Here is a 17,110-nt window from a genome sequence, read left to right on the forward strand (position 1 = left end):
ACAAAACCCTAATTCTGTACCTTCCAATTTTGTATAACATAGAATCCAATGTTTGTTAAGTAGAGTGCTGGACCAGGAGTTTTCTGGTCCTTTTTTTATTAATGAAAGCAGCTAGCGAATAGTAAGGTAATCCAAATTATGATTGGGTAAGAAAGTAAACTGAAAATGAGTGTAATTGCTAATCTCTTTTTATGGATGAATCGTTTTTTTTTAGATGAAAATAAGAAAATAGAAAATAGGATAATGATAGATGCTGATATTACTCCAGGATTATAAGAACGATAAATAACAAATAAAATAATATGTTGAACAGAGTTAAAGAAAATGGCTCCTTGTATAAAAATAATCCAGTAAATAGAAGAGATAATTTGTAATTGGTATAGAATGACTATGAGTAGGACAAAGCTTGTTAATATAGTAATTGCGATGATAAATTGTTTATTGTCTATAAAATGAATCGAAAATTGATTAGCAAGGTATTGTGGCATCTGAAAAGCCTCTTCAAGGTTGTGAATGAAAAATAAAAAGGGGATTAGCCAGAGTGTATGAATTGTGCAATGTCTTGTAGAGGATGTTTTCATCAACTTATATCAGCTCCAATAGGGGGTATAGAAAGCCTATAAGAAAAAGGCCTTCTATACGGATATAGTTATTCAATTATAATACTTTTTAAATTATCTTCAGGATGCGTTTGTTCTGTCGGATGAGCAGCGAGCTCCTCTTGCAAAATATTTAGTATGTGTTTAGCTGATTGCTGAATCGGACTCGGTAGCTCTTCTAATACTCGCATACCGACCTTTATTTTTGTACGAATTATTCTCCGGAGTAGTTCATCATGCATGCACTACACCTCCAAACCGAATGTTTAGTACATCATCTTCAAACTTAGCTCCTTGAATAGAAAGGTGCGTTAATGTTTTTGGCAAAGTGATATTTCGCTTCACAGAACCAGTACGGATAATAAGTTCATCACCTTTTTGATTTAATGAAAGTTCACTTTTGTTTGAGAAGGGAATAGACAGAACGAAAATATACTCATCGCCATCTTTTTTTACATATTGTGTGCGACCATTAAATTTTACTTCCGTAGGAGAAGAGTCAGATTTAAATAAAGTATCTCCTACACGTTCTAACATAGACAACCCGACAACTTCTTGTTCAAACATCGGAGCTTCGTAAATAGGAAGGGGTTGAAAGCTATCTTGAATTAATGTTTTATATTTTTTTTGTGTATCTTTCCATGCTTGAAAATAAGGATCGGTGACAGTGCTAGGGATGACGCGGTTAATCATAATGGCATCTACGTTATAGTCGTATAAATTTAAATAAGTAAAACTGCGCTGAGCTTCTTTAATGACCATTTTTTCAGGATTTACAACAATGCGAATACTTGTTACTTCTCGGTTTGATAAAATATCTCTCATTTCTCCAAGCTGTTCAAGCGTATTCGTTAATTCGTCCATAATATCATCGGTTGGAAGGGGGACACCAAGAAGTGGTTGCGCTACAGGACGAACAACTTTTAAAACCTTTCTTTTAATAGGAAAGAGTTTTTCCATCCACCAACCGAGCATGTCTGGAAAGCTGAGCATTGCTAATGTTTCTCCGGTCGGTGCGCAATCAATGATGATGACATCGTATGTGTTTTGTTTATAGTAATCTAGTACTCGAAGTAAGCTAATTAAATCTTCCATACCAGGGAACATCGTTAATTCTTCTGTCGTAATATCATCAGCCGCTTTGGAAGTGAAGAGGAGTGTAATATATTTTTGTAATTTCCCCCAGCCTTTTTCCATTTCATAAATCGTATTAATCTCTTGAGCCCATAAGTTCTCGCGAATTTCTAATGGTTCAGAAGATAGTTTTATACCAAACGAATCTCCTAAACTATGAGCAGGGTCTGTGCTCATTACTAATGTTCTTAACCCTTGTTTTGCACTTTGAAGTGCTGTTGCTGCTGAAATGCTAGTTTTTCCTACGCCGCCTTTACCTGTATACAAAATAATTCTCATCATTATATCCCCTTTGCTTCGAATGTCGAATATTACGAATGTCGAAATAAATAATTGAATAAAAACCCATCTAGGGTTTTATTCAATTGGAATGTTTTTCATTTTAGGTGTAGAAATCTTTTCTTCTGTTTTTTGTTGTGACGTAGCGATATGGTTCATGATCTTTTGGAAGATTTGCAGTAAGAATGCTTTTTCTTCTTCTGACAATGCTTCCGTCACGAGGCTAAAGTAATGAGCTACATTTTGTTTCACTTCTTGGACGAGCGTTATGCCATTTTCTGTTAAGCGAATTAATACAATGCGTCGATCGCTTTCATCCCGATAGCGTTCAATATACCCCTTTTTTACAAGGCGGTTAACGACGCCTGTCGTTGTACTCATCGGTATATCAAGAAGATCAGCAATTTTTGTCATTGTAATGTCTGTATTTCGCTCCATCCAAAGTAAACAAAATACTTCTGTTTTGGAAAGTGTTAAATCAAGGCTCACCCATTCTTCAGGATAGAAAAGTTTCTTGGCGTTATCTAGCAGTAAGTCTAAAAAATGTTCATATTGCAACAATTATGTCCACTCCCGTATATTTCGAGATTCGTAATATTTATTTTTATTTTATGTGTCTTTGAAATAAATGTCAATCATTTTGATTGATTTTTCGGATTAGACAAAAAATAACTTCAAAACAGAAAATGTTTGTGATAGATTAATAAATAGAAAAATAGAATTTACATAAAAACCCATTGCGGTAAATATATTTATCAATAATGGATGTGCAGCTAACAAGGGGGAGAACAATGAGGAGAAGAAATACGCAAGCGTTCACGTTTTTAGCATGGACTTCATTCGTTTGTGCACTTTCTGGAATGTTAATAGGGATTTATACGTTAGATGAAACGCTTAGTGTAAAAGGGTACTATTTAATTGGAACATTATTTTTAACGATGTCATGTTTTGTATTACAAAAAACAATTCGTGATAATGAAGAAGATAATGAAAGATTTCCGAAAAATAAATCGTTAGATAAAGAGTAAATCGTAAAGAAAGGCATCCGCCTTTCTTTTTTTATGTAAAAATGCTATAAGTGCCGTGTGTTGACTTGCTTGAAGTACTGAAAATTTGGTATCATCAATAGTATTGTAGATTGAACGATATATTATGGAGGTGGCCTAGCCGTGTCAAGAATTTCCGTTGAGAATGTAAAGCATGTAGCACATTTAGCACGTCTTGCAATTACTGATCAAGAAGCAGAAAAATTTCAAAAACAACTCGATGCAATTGTTACATTTGCAGAACAGTTAAATGAATTAGATACAACAGATGTAAAACCAACAACTCACGTATTAACTATGAAAAATGTTATGCGTGAAGATGTGCCAGAAAAAGGTTTACCAGTAGAAGAAGTATTAAAAAATGCACCGGATCACAAAGATAATCAAATCCGTGTTCCAGCAGTATTAGAATAGAGGAGGGGAATTTCGATGTCATTATTTGATCATTCTGTATCAGAGTTACATAAGAAATTAAACAGCAAAGAAATTTCCGTTACGGATTTAGTAGAAGAATCTTACAAACGTATTGCGGATGTTGAAGATAACGTAAAAGCTTTTCTTACATTAGATGAAGAAAATGCACGCGCGAAAGCGAAAGAATTAGATGCTAAGATTGGCGCTGAAGATAATGGTTTATTATTCGGTATGCCAATCGGTGTAAAAGATAACATTGTAACTAACGGTCTTCGTACTACTTGTGCGAGCAAAATGTTAGCAAACTTCGATCCAATTTATGATGCGACAGTTGTGCAAAAGTTAAAAGCTGCTGACACAATTACAATCGGTAAATTAAACATGGACGAGTTCGCAATGGGTTCTTCAAATGAAAACTCAGGTTTCTATGCTACAAAAAACCCATGGAACTTAGACTATGTTCCTGGTGGATCTAGTGGTGGTTCTGCAGCAGCTGTAGCAGCAGGAGAAGTATTATTCTCTCTAGGTTCTGATACGGGTGGTTCTATCCGTCAGCCAGCTGCATATTGCGGTGTTGTAGGTTTAAAACCAACTTACGGACGTGTATCTCGTTACGGATTAGTAGCATTCGCATCTTCACTTGACCAAATCGGACCGATTACACGTACAGTAGAAGATAATGCGTACTTATTACAAGCTATTTCAGGTATTGACCGTATGGATGCAACTTCTGCAAACGTTGAAGTAGGAAACTACTTAGCTGGTTTAACAGGCGATGTTAAAGGTTTACGCATTGCTGTACCGAAAGAATACTTAGGTGAAGGTGTTGGCGAGGAAGCTCGTGAGTCAGTACTAGCTGCTTTAAAAGTATTAGAAGGTATGGGTGCAACTTGGGAGGAAGTATCTCTTCCGCACTCTAAATACGCTCTAGCAACGTATTATTTATTATCTTCTTCTGAAGCATCAGCTAACCTTTCACGCTTCGATGGTGTACGTTATGGTGTTCGTTCTGATAATGTAAATAATTTATTAGATCTTTACAAAAACACACGTAGCGAAGGTTTCGGTGATGAAGTAAAACGCCGTATTATGCTTGGTACATTTGCTCTTAGCTCTGGTTACTATGATGCATATTACAAAAAAGCACAACAAGTACGTACATTAATTAAAAACGACTTTGAAAATGTATTTGCTAACTATGATGTTATTATTGGACCAACAACGCCGACTCCAGCATTTAAAGTGGGCGAAAAAGTGGACGATCCAATGACAATGTATGCAAATGACATTTTAACAATTCCAGTAAACTTAGCGGGTGTTCCAGCGATTTCTATTCCATGTGGATTTGGTGCTAACAACATGCCACTTGGTCTACAAATTATTGGTAAACACTTCGATGAAGCGACAATTTACCGCGTTGCACATGCGTTTGAGCAAGCAACAGATTATCATACAAAAAAAGCAAGTCTGTAAGGAGGCGAGCATAGATGAATTTAGAAACAATTATTGGTTTAGAGGTTCACGTTGAGTTAAAAACAAATTCGAAAATTTTCTCTGCGAGTCCAACAGAATTCGGAGCGGAGCCAAATACACAAACAAGTGTAATTGACTTAGGATACCCAGGGGTACTTCCGACTTTAAATAAAGAAGCTGTTAACTTTGCAATGAAAGCTGCAATGGCATTAAACTGTGAAATTGCAACTGAAACGAAGTTCGACCGTAAAAACTATTTCTACCCAGATAATCCGAAAGCATACCAAATCTCTCAATTCGATAAGCCGATTGGAGAAAATGGTTGGATTGAAATCGAAGTAGATGGTAAAAAGAAACGTATCGGTATTACACGTCTTCATTTAGAAGAAGATGCTGGTAAATCAACGCATACAAGCGAAGGTTACTCATTAGTAGATTATAACCGTCAAGGTATGCCGTTAATCGAAATCGTATCTGAGCCAGATATGCGTACTCCAGAAGAAGCATACGCATACTTAGAAAAGTTAAAATCAATCATTCAATATACAGGCGTATCAGATTGTAAGATGGAAGAAGGTTCTCTTCGTTGTGATGCAAATATTTCCCTTCGTCCAGTTGGACAAGAGAAGTTCGGTACAAAAGCAGAACTGAAAAACTTAAACTCTTTCACTTACGTGCAAAAAGGTCTTGAGCATGAGCAAGTGCGTCAAGAAAAAGAATTATTATCTGGTGGTATTATCCAACAAGAAACACGTCGTTATGATGAAGCAACGAAGAAAACAATCTTAATGCGTGTGAAAGAAGGATCTGATGATTACCGTTACTTCCCAGAACCAGACTTAGTTGAACTTTACATCGACGATGAGTGGAAAGAAGAAGTACGTGCTTCTATTCCAGAACTTCCAGATGCACGTAAAGCTCGCTATGTTGAAGAAATCGGCTTACCAGCTTATGATGCACATGTATTAACATTAACGAAAGAGATGTCTGATTTCTTTGAAGCAACAATTGCAGACGGTGCGGATGCGAAATTAACATCAAACTGGTTAATGGGTGAAGTACTTGCATATTTAAACAAACAACAAAAAGAGTTAAAAGACGTTGCATTAACGCCTGCTGGCCTATCTAAAATGGTTCAATTAATTGAAAAAGGTACAATTTCTTCTAAAATTGCGAAGAAAGTATTTAATGAATTAATTGAAAAAGGTGGAGACCCAGAAGAAATCGTTAAAGCAAAAGGTCTTGTTCAAATTTCTGACGAAGGAACACTTCGTAAGGTCGTAACAGAAATTCTTGATAATAATGAACAATCTATTGAAGACTTTAAAAACGGTAAAGACCGTGCAATTGGCTTCTTAGTTGGTCAAATTATGAAAGCTACAAAAGGACAAGCAAATCCACCACTTGTTAACAAAATCTTACTTGAAGAAATTAACAAGCGATAAAAATAAAAGCAAAAGCATTATTTTTAATCGTTAAAATAGTAGTGATTCTTAAAGATTAAGCAGAAAAAACACCCATATTTGGGTGTTTTTTCTGAGTTAATCAAACGTTTGTTTAAATGAAGAAATGATTTAAATAAACGTTTGATTAACTGTCAAAACTGAAAAACTGTTTGTATAGCAACTATGGTATGATAGTTGCAAAAAGGTGGGAATAATGATAAATCTAGACATAGAGAGTTTTTTTATCTCATGAAATAATGGATAATTATTATTCGTTATATTTAATTTTATTTAAGAGAATAAAAAGTAATAAAGAGTAGAAAGACATATATTTCTTGGTCAAATAAAGCAAAACCTTCTTTAGTGAACATTTACTAATGGAGGACTACACGAATCGGTTTCTTACTGCCTGTTTGAGCGGGATAAAAGAAGGATAGGAAGATGAGGGGAGGTAGGCATAGGAACACTGAATAAGGGTTCGGTATATTCTTTTCGATGAATGAGAAATTTCCTGTGCTAATAAATGATGAAGCGAGCAAGAATAATTTATAATCCTACTTCTGGTCGTGAGCTATTTAAGAAGAGCTTACCAGAAGTACTGCAAAAATTAGAACGAGCTGGATACGAGGCGTCTTGTCATGCGACAACTGGTCCTGGAGACGCAACTGTGGCAGCGAGGCAAGCTGTAGAGCGTAAGTTTGATGTTGTCATCGCAGCGGGTGGTGACGGTACGTTAAATGAAGTGGTGAATGGTTTAGTAGGACATGACTATCGTCCGAAATTCGGAATAATTCCAGTTGGAACGACAAATGACTTTGCACGTGCGATCGGTGTACCTCGTTCTATTGAAGAGGCAGCGGATATTATTTGTGAAGGAAAGACTGTCCCATTAGATCTTGGTAGAGCAAACGATACATACTTTATTAATATTGCTGGTGGCGGTCGTATTACAGAGTTAACATACGAAGTGCCAAGTAAACTAAAGACAGTATTAGGACAACTTGCATATTATTTAAAAGGTATTGAAATGCTACCATCATTACATCCGACATATGTTGAGATTGAGTATGATGGAAAGTTATTGCAAGAAGAAATTACGATGTTTTTAATTACGAATACTCGTTCAGTAGGTGGCTTTGAGAAAGTAGCGCCTTATGCATCTATTAACGATGGATTATTTGATTTATTAGTGCTGAAGAAAGGTTCTATTGCTGACTTAATTAAAGCTGCGACACAAGCGCAGCGCGGTGAACATATTAATAATCCAAAAGTGTTATATACGCAAGCAAATCGAATTAAAGTCCATTCACCAGATAAATTAATGATTAACTTAGATGGTGAATACGGTGGAGATGCACCGATGGAATTTGAAAATATATATCATTGTCTTGAACTATTTGTTCCAGAACATAAAGAGGATGCCCTGTAAAGGCATCCTTTTTTATATAAATGAATTGTAAATTGGGAGTTTTTTTGATTTTTATGGTATTTTTACAATTCATTTATTTTACATCCATATTTTATTGTTACACTGAAGGAGAGAAGAATTGAAAGGTAGGGTGCTATGGAGAAGGTAAGAGCAATACTATTTGATAAAGATGGAACATTAATGGACTTCCATTCAATTTGGATAAAAGTAGCTGAGGAGCTTGTAGCTGAATGTATAGATTTATATCATTTATCCGATTCATTACAACCAACTTTATTAAAAGAAATTGGTGTAGAGGGGAAGTTTGTTCATCCTCGCAGCGCGTTAGCAGCTGGAACGAGTCTAGATATAGCGAAAGGTCTTTGTAAATATATCTCATCCGTGAAGGAAGAAGAGATGCATCATTGGGTGAGTAAAAAATTATTTTCTCTTATGTATGAGCATCGTTCTTATATGAGAATGACAGCAGATTTACCGAAAGTTTTACAAGTTTTGAGAGATAGAGGATTTATATTAGGTGTTGTCACAGCTGATGATTTCGCACCGACAGAATTATTTTTAAAACAGTATCAATTGGAGTCTTTCTTTGATTATATTGTAGCTTCAGATACGTTCCCAGCACAAAAACCAGATAAAAGGATTGTAGAATCATTTTGCGAAAGGTTTAATTTAAAGACATTTGAAGTAGCGATTGTTGGAGATACACCAACAGATTTACATTTAGCGAGAAATAGTGGGGATTGTTATGCGATTGGGGTACTTTCTGGGACAGGTGACCTTCAAACGTTAGAACCACTTGCAGATTTAGTGTTACATTCTGTTGGGGATGTTATTTCTAATTCGGGTGATTTAATTTGGGAGCAAAGGAAGTCTAATGTATAAAAAATAAGTCTTTATAGACTTATTTTTTATGCCGAAATACAAATAACGTTAGAAGGATAAGGCATTTATAAACTGGCATACATTTTGCAGGAAAGAAAAAGAAAACATTGTAATGAAAAGGGTGGGAACATAATGAATACAAAAAAATTTGCCAAAGTAAATGAACAAATTCCGGGACCAAAGGCAGCTTCTTTAATGGAACGCCGTCAAAATATAGTACCAAGAGGGGTTAGTAATGGTATTTCAACATTCGTCCAGTCAGCAAATGGTGCGCTTGTAACAGATGTAGATGGAAATCAATTTATTGATTTCGCAGGAGCGATTGGAACGATAAACGTAGGGCATTGCCATCCTATCGTTAAAGAAGCGCTTCATAAGCAAGTAGATCAATATATTCATACTGGTTTTAACGTCATGATGTATGAGCCGTATATTGAATTAGCAGAAAAACTTGCAGCATTAGCTCCTGGAAATTTTGATAAGCAAGTACTGTTTTTAAACAGTGGTGCGGAAGCAGTTGAAAATGCTGTGAAAATTGCTCGTAAATACACGAAAAGACCTGGTATTATCGCATTTTCAAAAGGATTTCACGGCCGCACATTAATGACGATGACAATGACAAGTAAAGTAAAGCCATATAAATTCGGATTTGGCCCGTTTGCTCCAGAAGTGTATAAAGCACCGTTCCCGTATGAATATCGTCGTCCAGAAGGATTAACAGAGGAACAATATGATGATTTTATCATTGAAGAATTTAAGAACTTCTTTATATCTGAAGTAGCACCGGAAACAATTGCAGCTGTCGTAATGGAGCCTGTCCAAGGGGAAGGTGGCTTTATCGTTCCAAGTAAGAAGTTTGTTCAAGAAGTACGTCGTATTTGTTCAGAACAGGGCATTTTATTTGTAGCTGACGAGATTCAAACTGGCTTTAGTCGTACTGGAAAATATTTTGCAATCGATCATTATGATGTAGTTCCAGATCTAATTACTGTTTCAAAATCATTAGGTGCAGGGGTGCCAATTAGTGGCGTTATTGGACGAAAAGAAATTATGAATGAATCTGCGCCGGGAGAATTGGGAGGAACGTATGCGGGAAGTCCATTAGGATGTGCAGCAGCTTTAGCGGTCCTTGATGTAATTGAAAAGGAAAAACTAAATGATCGGGCTATAGAGTTAGGAAACGTTGTGATGAATCGCTTTAAAGAGATGAAAAATAAATATAATTGTATTGGTGATGTACGTGGTTTAGGATCGATGTGTGCATTTGAGCTTGTACAAGACCGAAAAACGAAAGTGCCAGATAAAATATTAACAGCTAATCTATGTGCAGAAGCCAATAAACGTGGTCTACTTTTATTATCTGCAGGAACGTATGGAAATGTGATTCGCGTATTAATGCCATTAGTGATTACAGATGAGCAACTTGAAGAAGGGTTAACAATCATTGAAGAATCGTTACAAGCTTGTTATGAGCAAGCTGATATCGCTCGTGTATAAAAGGTTGAAATAATAAATTGCAAACATTCTAGCTTATTCTATATAAAATACAGAAAATTCACTTTATAATGAGGTGTAAGACGTAATAAAGTGAATCGATGTACTTGAATTTGAGGGGTGGCTAGAATGGTTGCAGAAAAGGAACGAGCATTTATGGATTTAAAAGATGTATTTGAATATGCATTTGATGAGATTTTTGTTACGGATGAGAACGGGACGGTTGTCCGTGTAAATAGTACATGCGAAAGACATTATCAGCTTTCTGCTAAGGAATTAGTAGGGAAGCATGTAGAGGAATTACAAAAAGAAGGGATTTTCTATCCATCTGCAACATTAGAAGTAATTGAAAAGAAGAAGCCTGTTGAAATTGTTCAAACGACGAAATCGGGAGAGTATTTGCATGTTCGTACAAGGCCGCTATTTGATGAACAAGGTAATTTAAGGCGAGTAATTAGTTATTCAAGAGATCTTACGGAACTCTATCAGTTACGCAAAAAGGTAGAGGAAATGAAAAGTCAGTTGAAAACATATAAAAAAGAGTTAAGAGAAACATATGAGCATGAAGGTCTCATTTTTAAAAGTGTAGCGATGCAAAAAATAGTGGAGACGATTAAAAAAGTTTCTACAGTAGATAGTACGATCCTTGTTTTAGGAGAAACGGGAGTCGGAAAAAGTAGATTAGTGCGTCATTTGCATGAAGTGAGCCATCGGAAGAATGAAATGCTATATGAAATGAATTGTGCGGCACTGCCGACAAATTTAATTGAATCGGAACTATTTGGATACTCGGGTGGTTCATTTACAGGTGCGAATCGTGAAGGGAAAAAAGGGATTTTAGAGCTAGCCCATAAAGGGACTCTTTTCTTAGATGAAATTGGTGAAATGCCACTTGAAATTCAGGCGAAGCTCTTACAGGTATTACAGGAAAAAACATTTCGCTCAGTAGGAGGTAGAGAGCTAAAAAAAGTAGACGTTCGTATTGTGGCAGCTACGAATCGGAATTTAAGCGAAATGGTAAAGGAGGGGGCATTTAGGAAAGATTTATATTATCGCCTAAATGTAATACCAATTCAAATTCCGCCACTTCGTGAGCGAGCAGAAGATATTTTGCCGCTAGTCTATCATTATTTACATCATTTTAATAAAAAGTATGGACGTGATGTGAAGCTAGCTCCTAGTACGTTGCAAATGTTTGTAGGCTATCCATGGGAAGGAAACAATAGAGAAATAGAGAATGTAATTGAAAGAATTGTTATTACTGCAGATGATTTTGTAACGATAGAAGATTTACCACTATCTATGCAAGAATCAACAGTTGAGCAATCGGGACAGAGCCTTTATAAAATGCTAGAGGAAGTAGAACGAAATATTATTCTTAAAGCGTATAAAACATATGGATCAAGTTATAAAGTAGCTGAGTTTTTACAAATAAGTCAATCTGCTGCTACTAGGAAAATTAAGAAGTTTACTGGAGAAGAAATTAGCCATACAAATGTTTAAAGGAGGAAGAGACTATTGGATAAGAAAGCGACGTTTGTAAATTTAGATCAAAAAGCGATGTATATAAATGGAGAATGGGTTACGTTACAAGAACAAATCGAGGTTAATAATCCAGCGACGCAAGAAATATTTGCAACTGTACCGAAAGGCGGGGTTACGGAAGCGAAGGAAGCTGTTGATGCTGCATATGAAGCTTTCAAATCGTGGTCAAAATTAACAGCAGCTGATCGAGCGGGAAAATTAAAGAAGTGGTTTACACTCATTGATGAAAACAAAGAAGAAATTGCAGCGATTATGACGAAGGAACAAGGAAAGCCATTTGCAGAAGCGCTCGGTGAGGTGAATTATGCAAATAGTTTTGTTGAATGGTATGCAGAAGAAGGGAAACGAGTATACGGTGAAATGATTCCAGCTTCTCATCCGAATAAACGTATTTTAGTAATGAAACAGCCAGTTGGGGTTATTGCAGCCATTACGCCTTGGAATTTCCCAGCAGCTATGATTACGAGAAAGGTAGCTCCAGCGCTTGCGGCAGGTTGTACTGCAGTTGTGAAACCTGCCAGTCAAACGCCATTAACTGCACTGAAATTAGCTGAATTAGCACATGAAGCAGGTATTCCGAAAGGTGTTTTAAATATCGTAACAGGAAGTGCAAAAGCAATTGCAGATACGTGGATGGAGGATGGACGCGTTAGAAAGGTTTCATTTACAGGATCAACTGAAATTGGAAAAGAATTAATGGCTAGTGCTGCAAAAACGATGAAAAAAGTTTCACTTGAACTAGGTGGGCATGCTCCGTTTATTGTAATGAACGATGCTGATTTAGATAAAGCAGTAGAAGCGGTAATCGGCTCGAAATTCCGAAATGCAGGACAAACATGTATATGTACAAATCGTGTATTCGTACAAGAGGCGGTTTATGGAGAATTTGTAGAGAAGTTCCAAGCCGCAGTCGGACAGCTTAAAGTTGGAGATGGATTCGGTGAAGGAACGACTGTTGGACCACTTATTGATGAGGGTGCAATTGCAAAAGTGCAAGAGCATATTGAAGATGCTGTTCAAAAAGGTGGCGAAATTTTATATGGAGGCCAAAAAGTTGCAGAGTTAGATGGTTATTTCATGCAGCCAACTGTAATTGGGGAGGCAAATGATACAATGCTTTGTATGAACGAAGAAACATTTGGTCCAGTTGCACCTGTTGCTAAATTTGAAACAGCCCAGGAAGTAATTGAACGTGCGAATCATACGCCATATGGATTAGCTGCATATATTTTTACGAAAGATATTAGCCAAGCGTTTCAAATTAGTGAAGCATTAGAATATGGCATTATCGGTTTGAACGATGGACTTCCATCAGTTGCACAAGCACCGTTTGGTGGACTTAAAGAGAGTGGTATCGGCCGTGAAGGTGGTCACTTCGGTATCGAGGAATATTTAGAAATTAAGTATATTTCATTAGGATTATAAGTAGTATACTAGAATCTCTATAAGCTAACAGATAAGGAGATTCTATATGGTATATTGGCTATTATTACTCGTAACGATTATTTTTGAAGTAGCTGGAACAATCGCAATGAAATTATCAAATGGTTTAACAAAGTTCGTTCCAAGTGTACTTATTTTCGTTTTTTATGGAATTTGTTTCAGTGTGTTTGCTATTGTTGTTAAAAAGATTCATTTAAGTATTGCCTACGCGATTTGGTCTGGTGTAGGGACATTGCTTATTACAATTATTAGTGTCTACTTTTTTAAAGAGCATATTAGCTTATTCCAAGCGTTTTGTATTCTCTTTATCGTTTTAGGTGTGATTGGACTGAAAGTGTCATCAGCATCATAAGAAGCTATCTTCTACGGAAGATAGCTTCTTTCATTTTCTATAGATGTGAATCGTATTTTTTACGACAAAATATGACAAGAAGAAGGGATGGGTTTTGCTATGATAACCGTATAAAATCTAGTCTTATTTGGAGGAAGTGTGATGCTAAAAAAAGTGAGTAAAATTGTTCTAATGGGTAGCATAGTTTTAAGCTTAGGCGCCTGTACGGAAGTGAAAAATAACAACACGAGTAAACAAGAAGACATTCAAAATAAAGTTTATAAAGTAGGAGAAACAGTAGACGTGGATGGATTGCAAGTAACTCTTGATTCAGTTCAATTAGGGTATCCAGATTACTCTAAAGATAAAAAGAAAGATGATATTTTAGGGATTGTTTTTACGGTGAAAAATAATAGTAAAAAGGAAATACCTTTTGCATTTTACGAATTTGAGATTACAGATAAGAAAGGTACAAAGTTTAAAGAATATAAATATGATAGCTTCATTAGTAAAAAGATAGCACCGGATGAAAAAATCCAAGATGTAATGTTGTTTGATGTGGCAAAAGAAAATACATACATTGCTACATATAGACCGGAATTTACGCATGAAAATAGGACGATAAAATTTGAATTGAAGCCAACCAATTAAATTTTGAAAAACAGAAAAAAGAACAAGACTAGTATCTTGTTCTTTTCTATTTTGTATTAAAACGCCCAGTTCCCTTTTCGGAAGATTGGTTCATGTGTGCCATCAGCTGTAATACCGTCAATATCAAGATCAGCTGAACCAATCATAAAGTCTTCGTGTGTAATACTAGCGTTTGCACCATTTTCAGCAAGTTCTTCTTTTGTCATTGTTTTCCCGCCATCTAAGTTAAATGCATAAGCATTTCCAATTGCAAGGTGACAAGATGCATTTTCGTCAAATAGTGTATTGTAGAATAAAATATTCGTATTAGAAATTGGCGAATCATGAGGTACTAACGCTACTTCTCCTAAGAAGTGCGAACCTTCATCTGTTTCGACTAAATGTTTTAAAGCTTCTTCACCAACATCCGCCTTATAGTCAACGATACGACCATTTTCAAACGTTAACGTGAAGTTATCAATAATGTTCCCAGCAAATGCTAACGGCTTTGTGCTAGATACTTGTCCGTTTACACCTGTTTTAAGTGGCATCGTAAAGACTTCTTCTGTCGGAATGTTAGCCATAAATGGTACGTTCTTTTCATTTAAGCTACCAGCGCCAGCCCATACATGTTTTTCTGGAAGTTCGATTGTTAAATCTGTTCCAGGACCTGTATAGTGAAGAGCTTTATAATGTTTTTCATTTAAGTAATCTACTTTTTTATGTAATGTTTCATTATGTTCATTCCATGCTTCAACTGGATTTTCTAAATCTGCACGAGTTGCTTGGAAAATCGCATCCCATAGTTTTGCTTCTTGTTCTTCTGGTGCTGCGTCAGGGAATACTTTTGCAGCCCATTCTTTTGTAGGAACAGAAATTACACACCAGCTTACTTTATCTGCTTGTACATAATCACGGTATACTTTCATTGCTTCTCCAGCTACTTTATGAGCAGTTGCAATTTTCTTTGCATCTACACCCTTTAATAAATCAGGGTTCTCTGCATAGATGGACATAAATGCAGCGCCTTCTTTTGCTAATTCTTCACGAGCGTGTGCCTTCCAAGATGGAAATTCAGAGAATGCTTCTTCAGGAGCTAAATCGAATTTTAATCGTGTTAACGTTTCGTCATTCCAATCAACATATACATGCTTTGCACCAGCTTTATATGCTTTTTCTGTAACGAGGCGTACAAATGGTGCAGCTTCAAGAGGTGCGCTGATTGATAATGTTTGTTCTGGCTGAATATTAACACCGATATTGACTGCAAGAGCAGCATATTTTTCTAATGTTTGTTCAAATGACATATGTATAATCTCCTTTAGTTTGAAAGATTTCTTACTTTATATAATACAAGAAAATTCAAAATATATATATAAATACAGCATAAAAAACACTAATAAACCTTCATTTTTAGGAAAAAAAGAGCCCAAAATATATTGAGCTCTCTCATTTACTTAATAGAAGATGCAAATTGTTCAACTGTAGTCGTATTGTGTATGCGAACACGTTTCATTTTTAATAACTCATCAGGTTCACCTTTTGTGATGAACTGTCCAGGTTTTGTCGTTGTTGCAAATTGATAATATTTCTTTGTTTCTGCTACAACTTTATCATCTACATGGCCGAATGGATATGCAATAGCGATAACAGGCTTACCTGTTATTTTTTCTAGTTTTTCCTTCGATCCTTTCAATTCTTCCGCGTAATTTGTAATTTTCGGTAAGTCTGCATGTGTTGCTGTATGGGATTGTACAGAAAAAATACCGGAATCGACCATTTCTTTTATTTCAACAGTGGATAGAGCGCCTTCTACATCAACATTATCGACGATCATATACTCAGTTGCCGCCGGCTTAAAAGTATCGTCTTTTAGCTTTTGTAAAATACGAAATGCATTCATATTGTTTTTCATGCCATCATCAAATGTAACGAAAATAGGTTTATTTACTTTATTTATATCGTTCCATCGTTCAAAAGTTAGTAATGTAAAGCCGTTTTCTTTTAAGTACTTCATTTGTGCTTCAAAGTTAGCAGGTGATACGAATAAGTCTTTAATACCTTGTCCATGATAATCATCAATTGCATGATACATAAGAACAGGTACCTTTTGCTCGAATATAATGGTGGACTTTGTGAGTGGAATATTTTTTCCGTCTTTTTTTGTTCCTATTGCTTCAATTTGGTATTCACCACGTTGTCCTTCAAATTCTTTTATATTAAAAGGAATTGTAAATTGTTTCTCTTTTTCTTTAGAGGAGAAAGATTTCGCACTTTCTTTTCCGTCAGCAGTACGCCAAATTTTATACTGTACCTCACTTAAAGAATCTTTTATATCTGTTATATGGATGGATGTGTTTGCAGATTCGTGTGTAATGGGAGCGTAAGAAATTTTACCTTGTGTTTGTACAGTTTCTTCTTTTTTATTTACTTGCTCTTGCACCTTTTTCTCTTTTTTAGGTTCTTGGTTCGCATTACTAGTAGTACATCCTGCCAGAATGGCAGATGTACATAAAGCGATTGCTGCGTATTTTCTCATAACGATCACCTTCTATTGTGTATTATGTTGCATGTTTACATTAAAACACCCACCGCTATAAGAGTGGTGGGTGTATACCCTTGTTCATCATATCATTTGAAGAAAATGAGGGGAATATGATTTTTGAGGGCTCATGATAGAGAGGGAAGGCTAGTGGCTTTGAATAGATGTATCCTTTCTTTTCTTATTGGAAGTAATAATGATATACCCTACTACAAAAATGAGAGGAATAATGAAGACATAGATAGGCATTCCCCATACGTAATAGCTTTTCATGCTTAAAAACAATAAATGTAAAAAATCAAAAAGGGCGTGAGCTTTCATAAAATCCTCCAGTGTTTTTTACAAATTATAGCATTTAGAATTTGTAATTTGTATATTTTGGTAATCGATTTAAGCTCATTTTAAAGTAAGATGAATGCTACTT

17 protein-coding genes are annotated in these 17,110 nt (G+C 35.8%); 11 read left to right on the forward strand and 6 right to left on the reverse strand.

Annotated features, from left to right (window positions below):
* Window positions 1-98: 98 nt before the first annotated feature.
* From DJ93_RS14640 to DJ93_RS14655, 4 genes are all read right to left on the reverse strand, one after another.
* Window positions 99-584 (reverse strand): HXXEE domain-containing protein, encoded by a 486-nt coding sequence (locus DJ93_RS14640; RefSeq protein WP_042981547.1) that lies wholly within the window; start codon window positions 582-584, stop codon window positions 99-101.
* Between the two features lie 65 nt (window positions 585-649).
* Window positions 650-841 carry a DUF3926 domain-containing protein gene (locus DJ93_RS14645; protein ID WP_042981549.1) on the reverse strand — a complete coding sequence of 64 codons (192 nt, stop codon included), beginning with the start codon at window positions 839-841 and terminating at the stop codon, window positions 650-652.
* Window positions 834-2,015, reverse strand: coding sequence for an ArsA family ATPase (locus tag DJ93_RS14650; protein WP_080743478.1), 1,182 nt, complete (start codon window positions 2,013-2,015; stop codon window positions 834-836). The genes DJ93_RS14645 and DJ93_RS14650 overlap by 8 nt, the downstream gene beginning before the upstream one ends.
* A gap of 75 nt (window positions 2,016-2,090) precedes the next feature.
* Window positions 2,091-2,573, reverse strand: a complete 483-nt coding sequence (locus DJ93_RS14655) for a MarR family winged helix-turn-helix transcriptional regulator (protein ID WP_042981551.1) — start codon at window positions 2,571-2,573, stop codon at window positions 2,091-2,093.
* A 230-nt stretch (window positions 2,574-2,803) separates the two neighbouring features.
* Between DJ93_RS14655 and DJ93_RS14660 the strand changes: the two genes are divergently transcribed.
* The 11 genes from DJ93_RS14660 to DJ93_RS14710 all read left to right on the forward strand — a co-directional run bounded on the left by DJ93_RS14660 (window position 2,804) and on the right by DJ93_RS14710 (window position 14,165).
* The gene (locus DJ93_RS14660; RefSeq protein ID WP_002029490.1) at window positions 2,804-3,040 is read left to right on the forward strand and encodes a YiaA/YiaB family inner membrane protein; all 237 of its coding nucleotides are present in this window, start codon (window positions 2,804-2,806) and stop codon (window positions 3,038-3,040) included.
* 141 nt (window positions 3,041-3,181) lie between these two features.
* Window positions 3,182-3,472 carry an Asp-tRNA(Asn)/Glu-tRNA(Gln) amidotransferase subunit GatC gene (gene gatC, locus DJ93_RS14665; protein ID WP_000086999.1) on the forward strand — a complete coding sequence of 97 codons (291 nt, stop codon included), beginning with the start codon at window positions 3,182-3,184 and terminating at the stop codon, window positions 3,470-3,472.
* 15 nt (window positions 3,473-3,487) lie between these two features.
* Window positions 3,488-4,945: an Asp-tRNA(Asn)/Glu-tRNA(Gln) amidotransferase subunit GatA gene (gene gatA / locus DJ93_RS14670; protein ID WP_042981553.1), complete on the forward strand. Its 1,458-nt coding sequence runs from the start codon at window positions 3,488-3,490 to the stop codon at window positions 4,943-4,945.
* Between the two features lie 14 nt (window positions 4,946-4,959).
* Window positions 4,960-6,390 carry an Asp-tRNA(Asn)/Glu-tRNA(Gln) amidotransferase subunit GatB gene (gene gatB, locus DJ93_RS14675; protein WP_042981555.1) on the forward strand — a complete coding sequence of 477 codons (1,431 nt, stop codon included), beginning with the start codon at window positions 4,960-4,962 and terminating at the stop codon, window positions 6,388-6,390.
* A gap of 523 nt (window positions 6,391-6,913) precedes the next feature.
* Entirely contained in the window at window positions 6,914-7,819 is a 906-nt protein-coding gene (locus tag DJ93_RS14680) for a diacylglycerol kinase (RefSeq protein WP_042981557.1), read from the forward strand.
* Between the two features lie 135 nt (window positions 7,820-7,954).
* Window positions 7,955-8,701 carry an HAD family hydrolase gene (locus DJ93_RS14685; RefSeq protein ID WP_042981559.1) on the forward strand — a complete coding sequence of 249 codons (747 nt, stop codon included), beginning with the start codon at window positions 7,955-7,957 and terminating at the stop codon, window positions 8,699-8,701.
* 132 nt (window positions 8,702-8,833) lie between these two features.
* Complete coding sequence (gene gabT, locus DJ93_RS14690) at window positions 8,834-10,198, forward strand: 4-aminobutyrate--2-oxoglutarate transaminase (protein WP_042981560.1); 1,365 nt, start codon at window positions 8,834-8,836, stop codon at window positions 10,196-10,198.
* 126 nt (window positions 10,199-10,324) lie between these two features.
* A complete protein-coding gene (locus DJ93_RS14695) occupies window positions 10,325-11,698 on the forward strand; it encodes a sigma-54 interaction domain-containing protein (RefSeq protein ID WP_042981561.1) in 1,374 nt (457 codons plus the stop codon).
* 15 nt (window positions 11,699-11,713) lie between these two features.
* Window positions 11,714-13,165, forward strand: a complete 1,452-nt coding sequence (locus DJ93_RS14700) for an NAD-dependent succinate-semialdehyde dehydrogenase (protein ID WP_042981562.1) — start codon at window positions 11,714-11,716, stop codon at window positions 13,163-13,165.
* 46 nt (window positions 13,166-13,211) lie between these two features.
* Window positions 13,212-13,535: a DMT family transporter gene (locus DJ93_RS14705; RefSeq protein ID WP_000263253.1), complete on the forward strand. Its 324-nt coding sequence runs from the start codon at window positions 13,212-13,214 to the stop codon at window positions 13,533-13,535.
* A gap of 141 nt (window positions 13,536-13,676) precedes the next feature.
* Complete coding sequence (locus DJ93_RS14710; RefSeq protein ID WP_042981564.1) at window positions 13,677-14,165, forward strand: DUF4352 domain-containing protein; 489 nt, start codon at window positions 13,677-13,679, stop codon at window positions 14,163-14,165.
* Between the two features lie 56 nt (window positions 14,166-14,221).
* Here the strand turns inward: DJ93_RS14710 and DJ93_RS14715 are convergent, their stop codons facing one another.
* Both DJ93_RS14715 and DJ93_RS14720 read right to left on the reverse strand, forming a co-directional pair.
* The gene (locus DJ93_RS14715; protein ID WP_042981565.1) at window positions 14,222-15,451 is read right to left on the reverse strand and encodes an aminopeptidase; all 1,230 of its coding nucleotides are present in this window, start codon (window positions 15,449-15,451) and stop codon (window positions 14,222-14,224) included.
* Between the two features lie 146 nt (window positions 15,452-15,597).
* Entirely contained in the window at window positions 15,598-16,683 is a 1,086-nt protein-coding gene (locus DJ93_RS14720) for a polysaccharide deacetylase family protein (protein WP_042981568.1), read from the reverse strand.
* Window positions 16,684-17,110: the final 427 nt, after the last annotated feature.

It is taken from the genome of Bacillus clarus (genome assembly GCF_000746925.1).
Classification (GTDB): domain Bacteria; phylum Bacillota; class Bacilli; order Bacillales; family Bacillaceae_G; genus Bacillus_A; species Bacillus_A clarus.

Excerpts from the sequence above, each read along its gene's own strand:
- DJ93_RS14705 (WP_000263253.1), top strand. The coding sequence starts at position 13,212 with ATGGTATATTGGCTATTATTACTCGTAACGATTATTTTTGAAGTAGCT.
- gabT (WP_042981560.1), top strand. The coding sequence starts at position 8,834 with ATGAATACAAAAAAATTTGCCAAAGTAAATGAACAAATTCCGGGACCA.
- DJ93_RS14710 (WP_042981564.1), top strand. The coding sequence starts at position 13,677 with ATGCTAAAAAAAGTGAGTAAAATTGTTCTAATGGGTAGCATAGTTTTA.
- gatB (WP_042981555.1), top strand. The coding sequence starts at position 4,960 with ATGAATTTAGAAACAATTATTGGTTTAGAGGTTCACGTTGAGTTAAAA.
- DJ93_RS14695 (WP_042981561.1), top strand. The coding sequence starts at position 10,325 with ATGGTTGCAGAAAAGGAACGAGCATTTATGGATTTAAAAGATGTATTT.
- gatA (WP_042981553.1), top strand. The coding sequence starts at position 3,488 with ATGTCATTATTTGATCATTCTGTATCAGAGTTACATAAGAAATTAAAC.
- DJ93_RS14685 (WP_042981559.1), top strand. The coding sequence starts at position 7,955 with ATGGAGAAGGTAAGAGCAATACTATTTGATAAAGATGGAACATTAATG.
- DJ93_RS14715 (WP_042981565.1), bottom strand. The coding sequence starts at position 15,451 with ATGTCATTTGAACAAACATTAGAAAAATATGCTGCTCTTGCAGTCAAT.
- DJ93_RS14650 (WP_080743478.1), bottom strand. The coding sequence starts at position 2,015 with ATGATGAGAATTATTTTGTATACAGGTAAAGGCGGCGTAGGAAAAACT.
- DJ93_RS14660 (WP_002029490.1), top strand. The coding sequence starts at position 2,804 with ATGAGGAGAAGAAATACGCAAGCGTTCACGTTTTTAGCATGGACTTCA.
- DJ93_RS14645 (WP_042981549.1), bottom strand. The coding sequence starts at position 841 with ATGCATGATGAACTACTCCGGAGAATAATTCGTACAAAAATAAAGGTC.
- DJ93_RS14680 (WP_042981557.1), top strand. The coding sequence starts at position 6,914 with ATGATGAAGCGAGCAAGAATAATTTATAATCCTACTTCTGGTCGTGAG.
- DJ93_RS14720 (WP_042981568.1), bottom strand. The coding sequence starts at position 16,683 with ATGAGAAAATACGCAGCAATCGCTTTATGTACATCTGCCATTCTGGCA.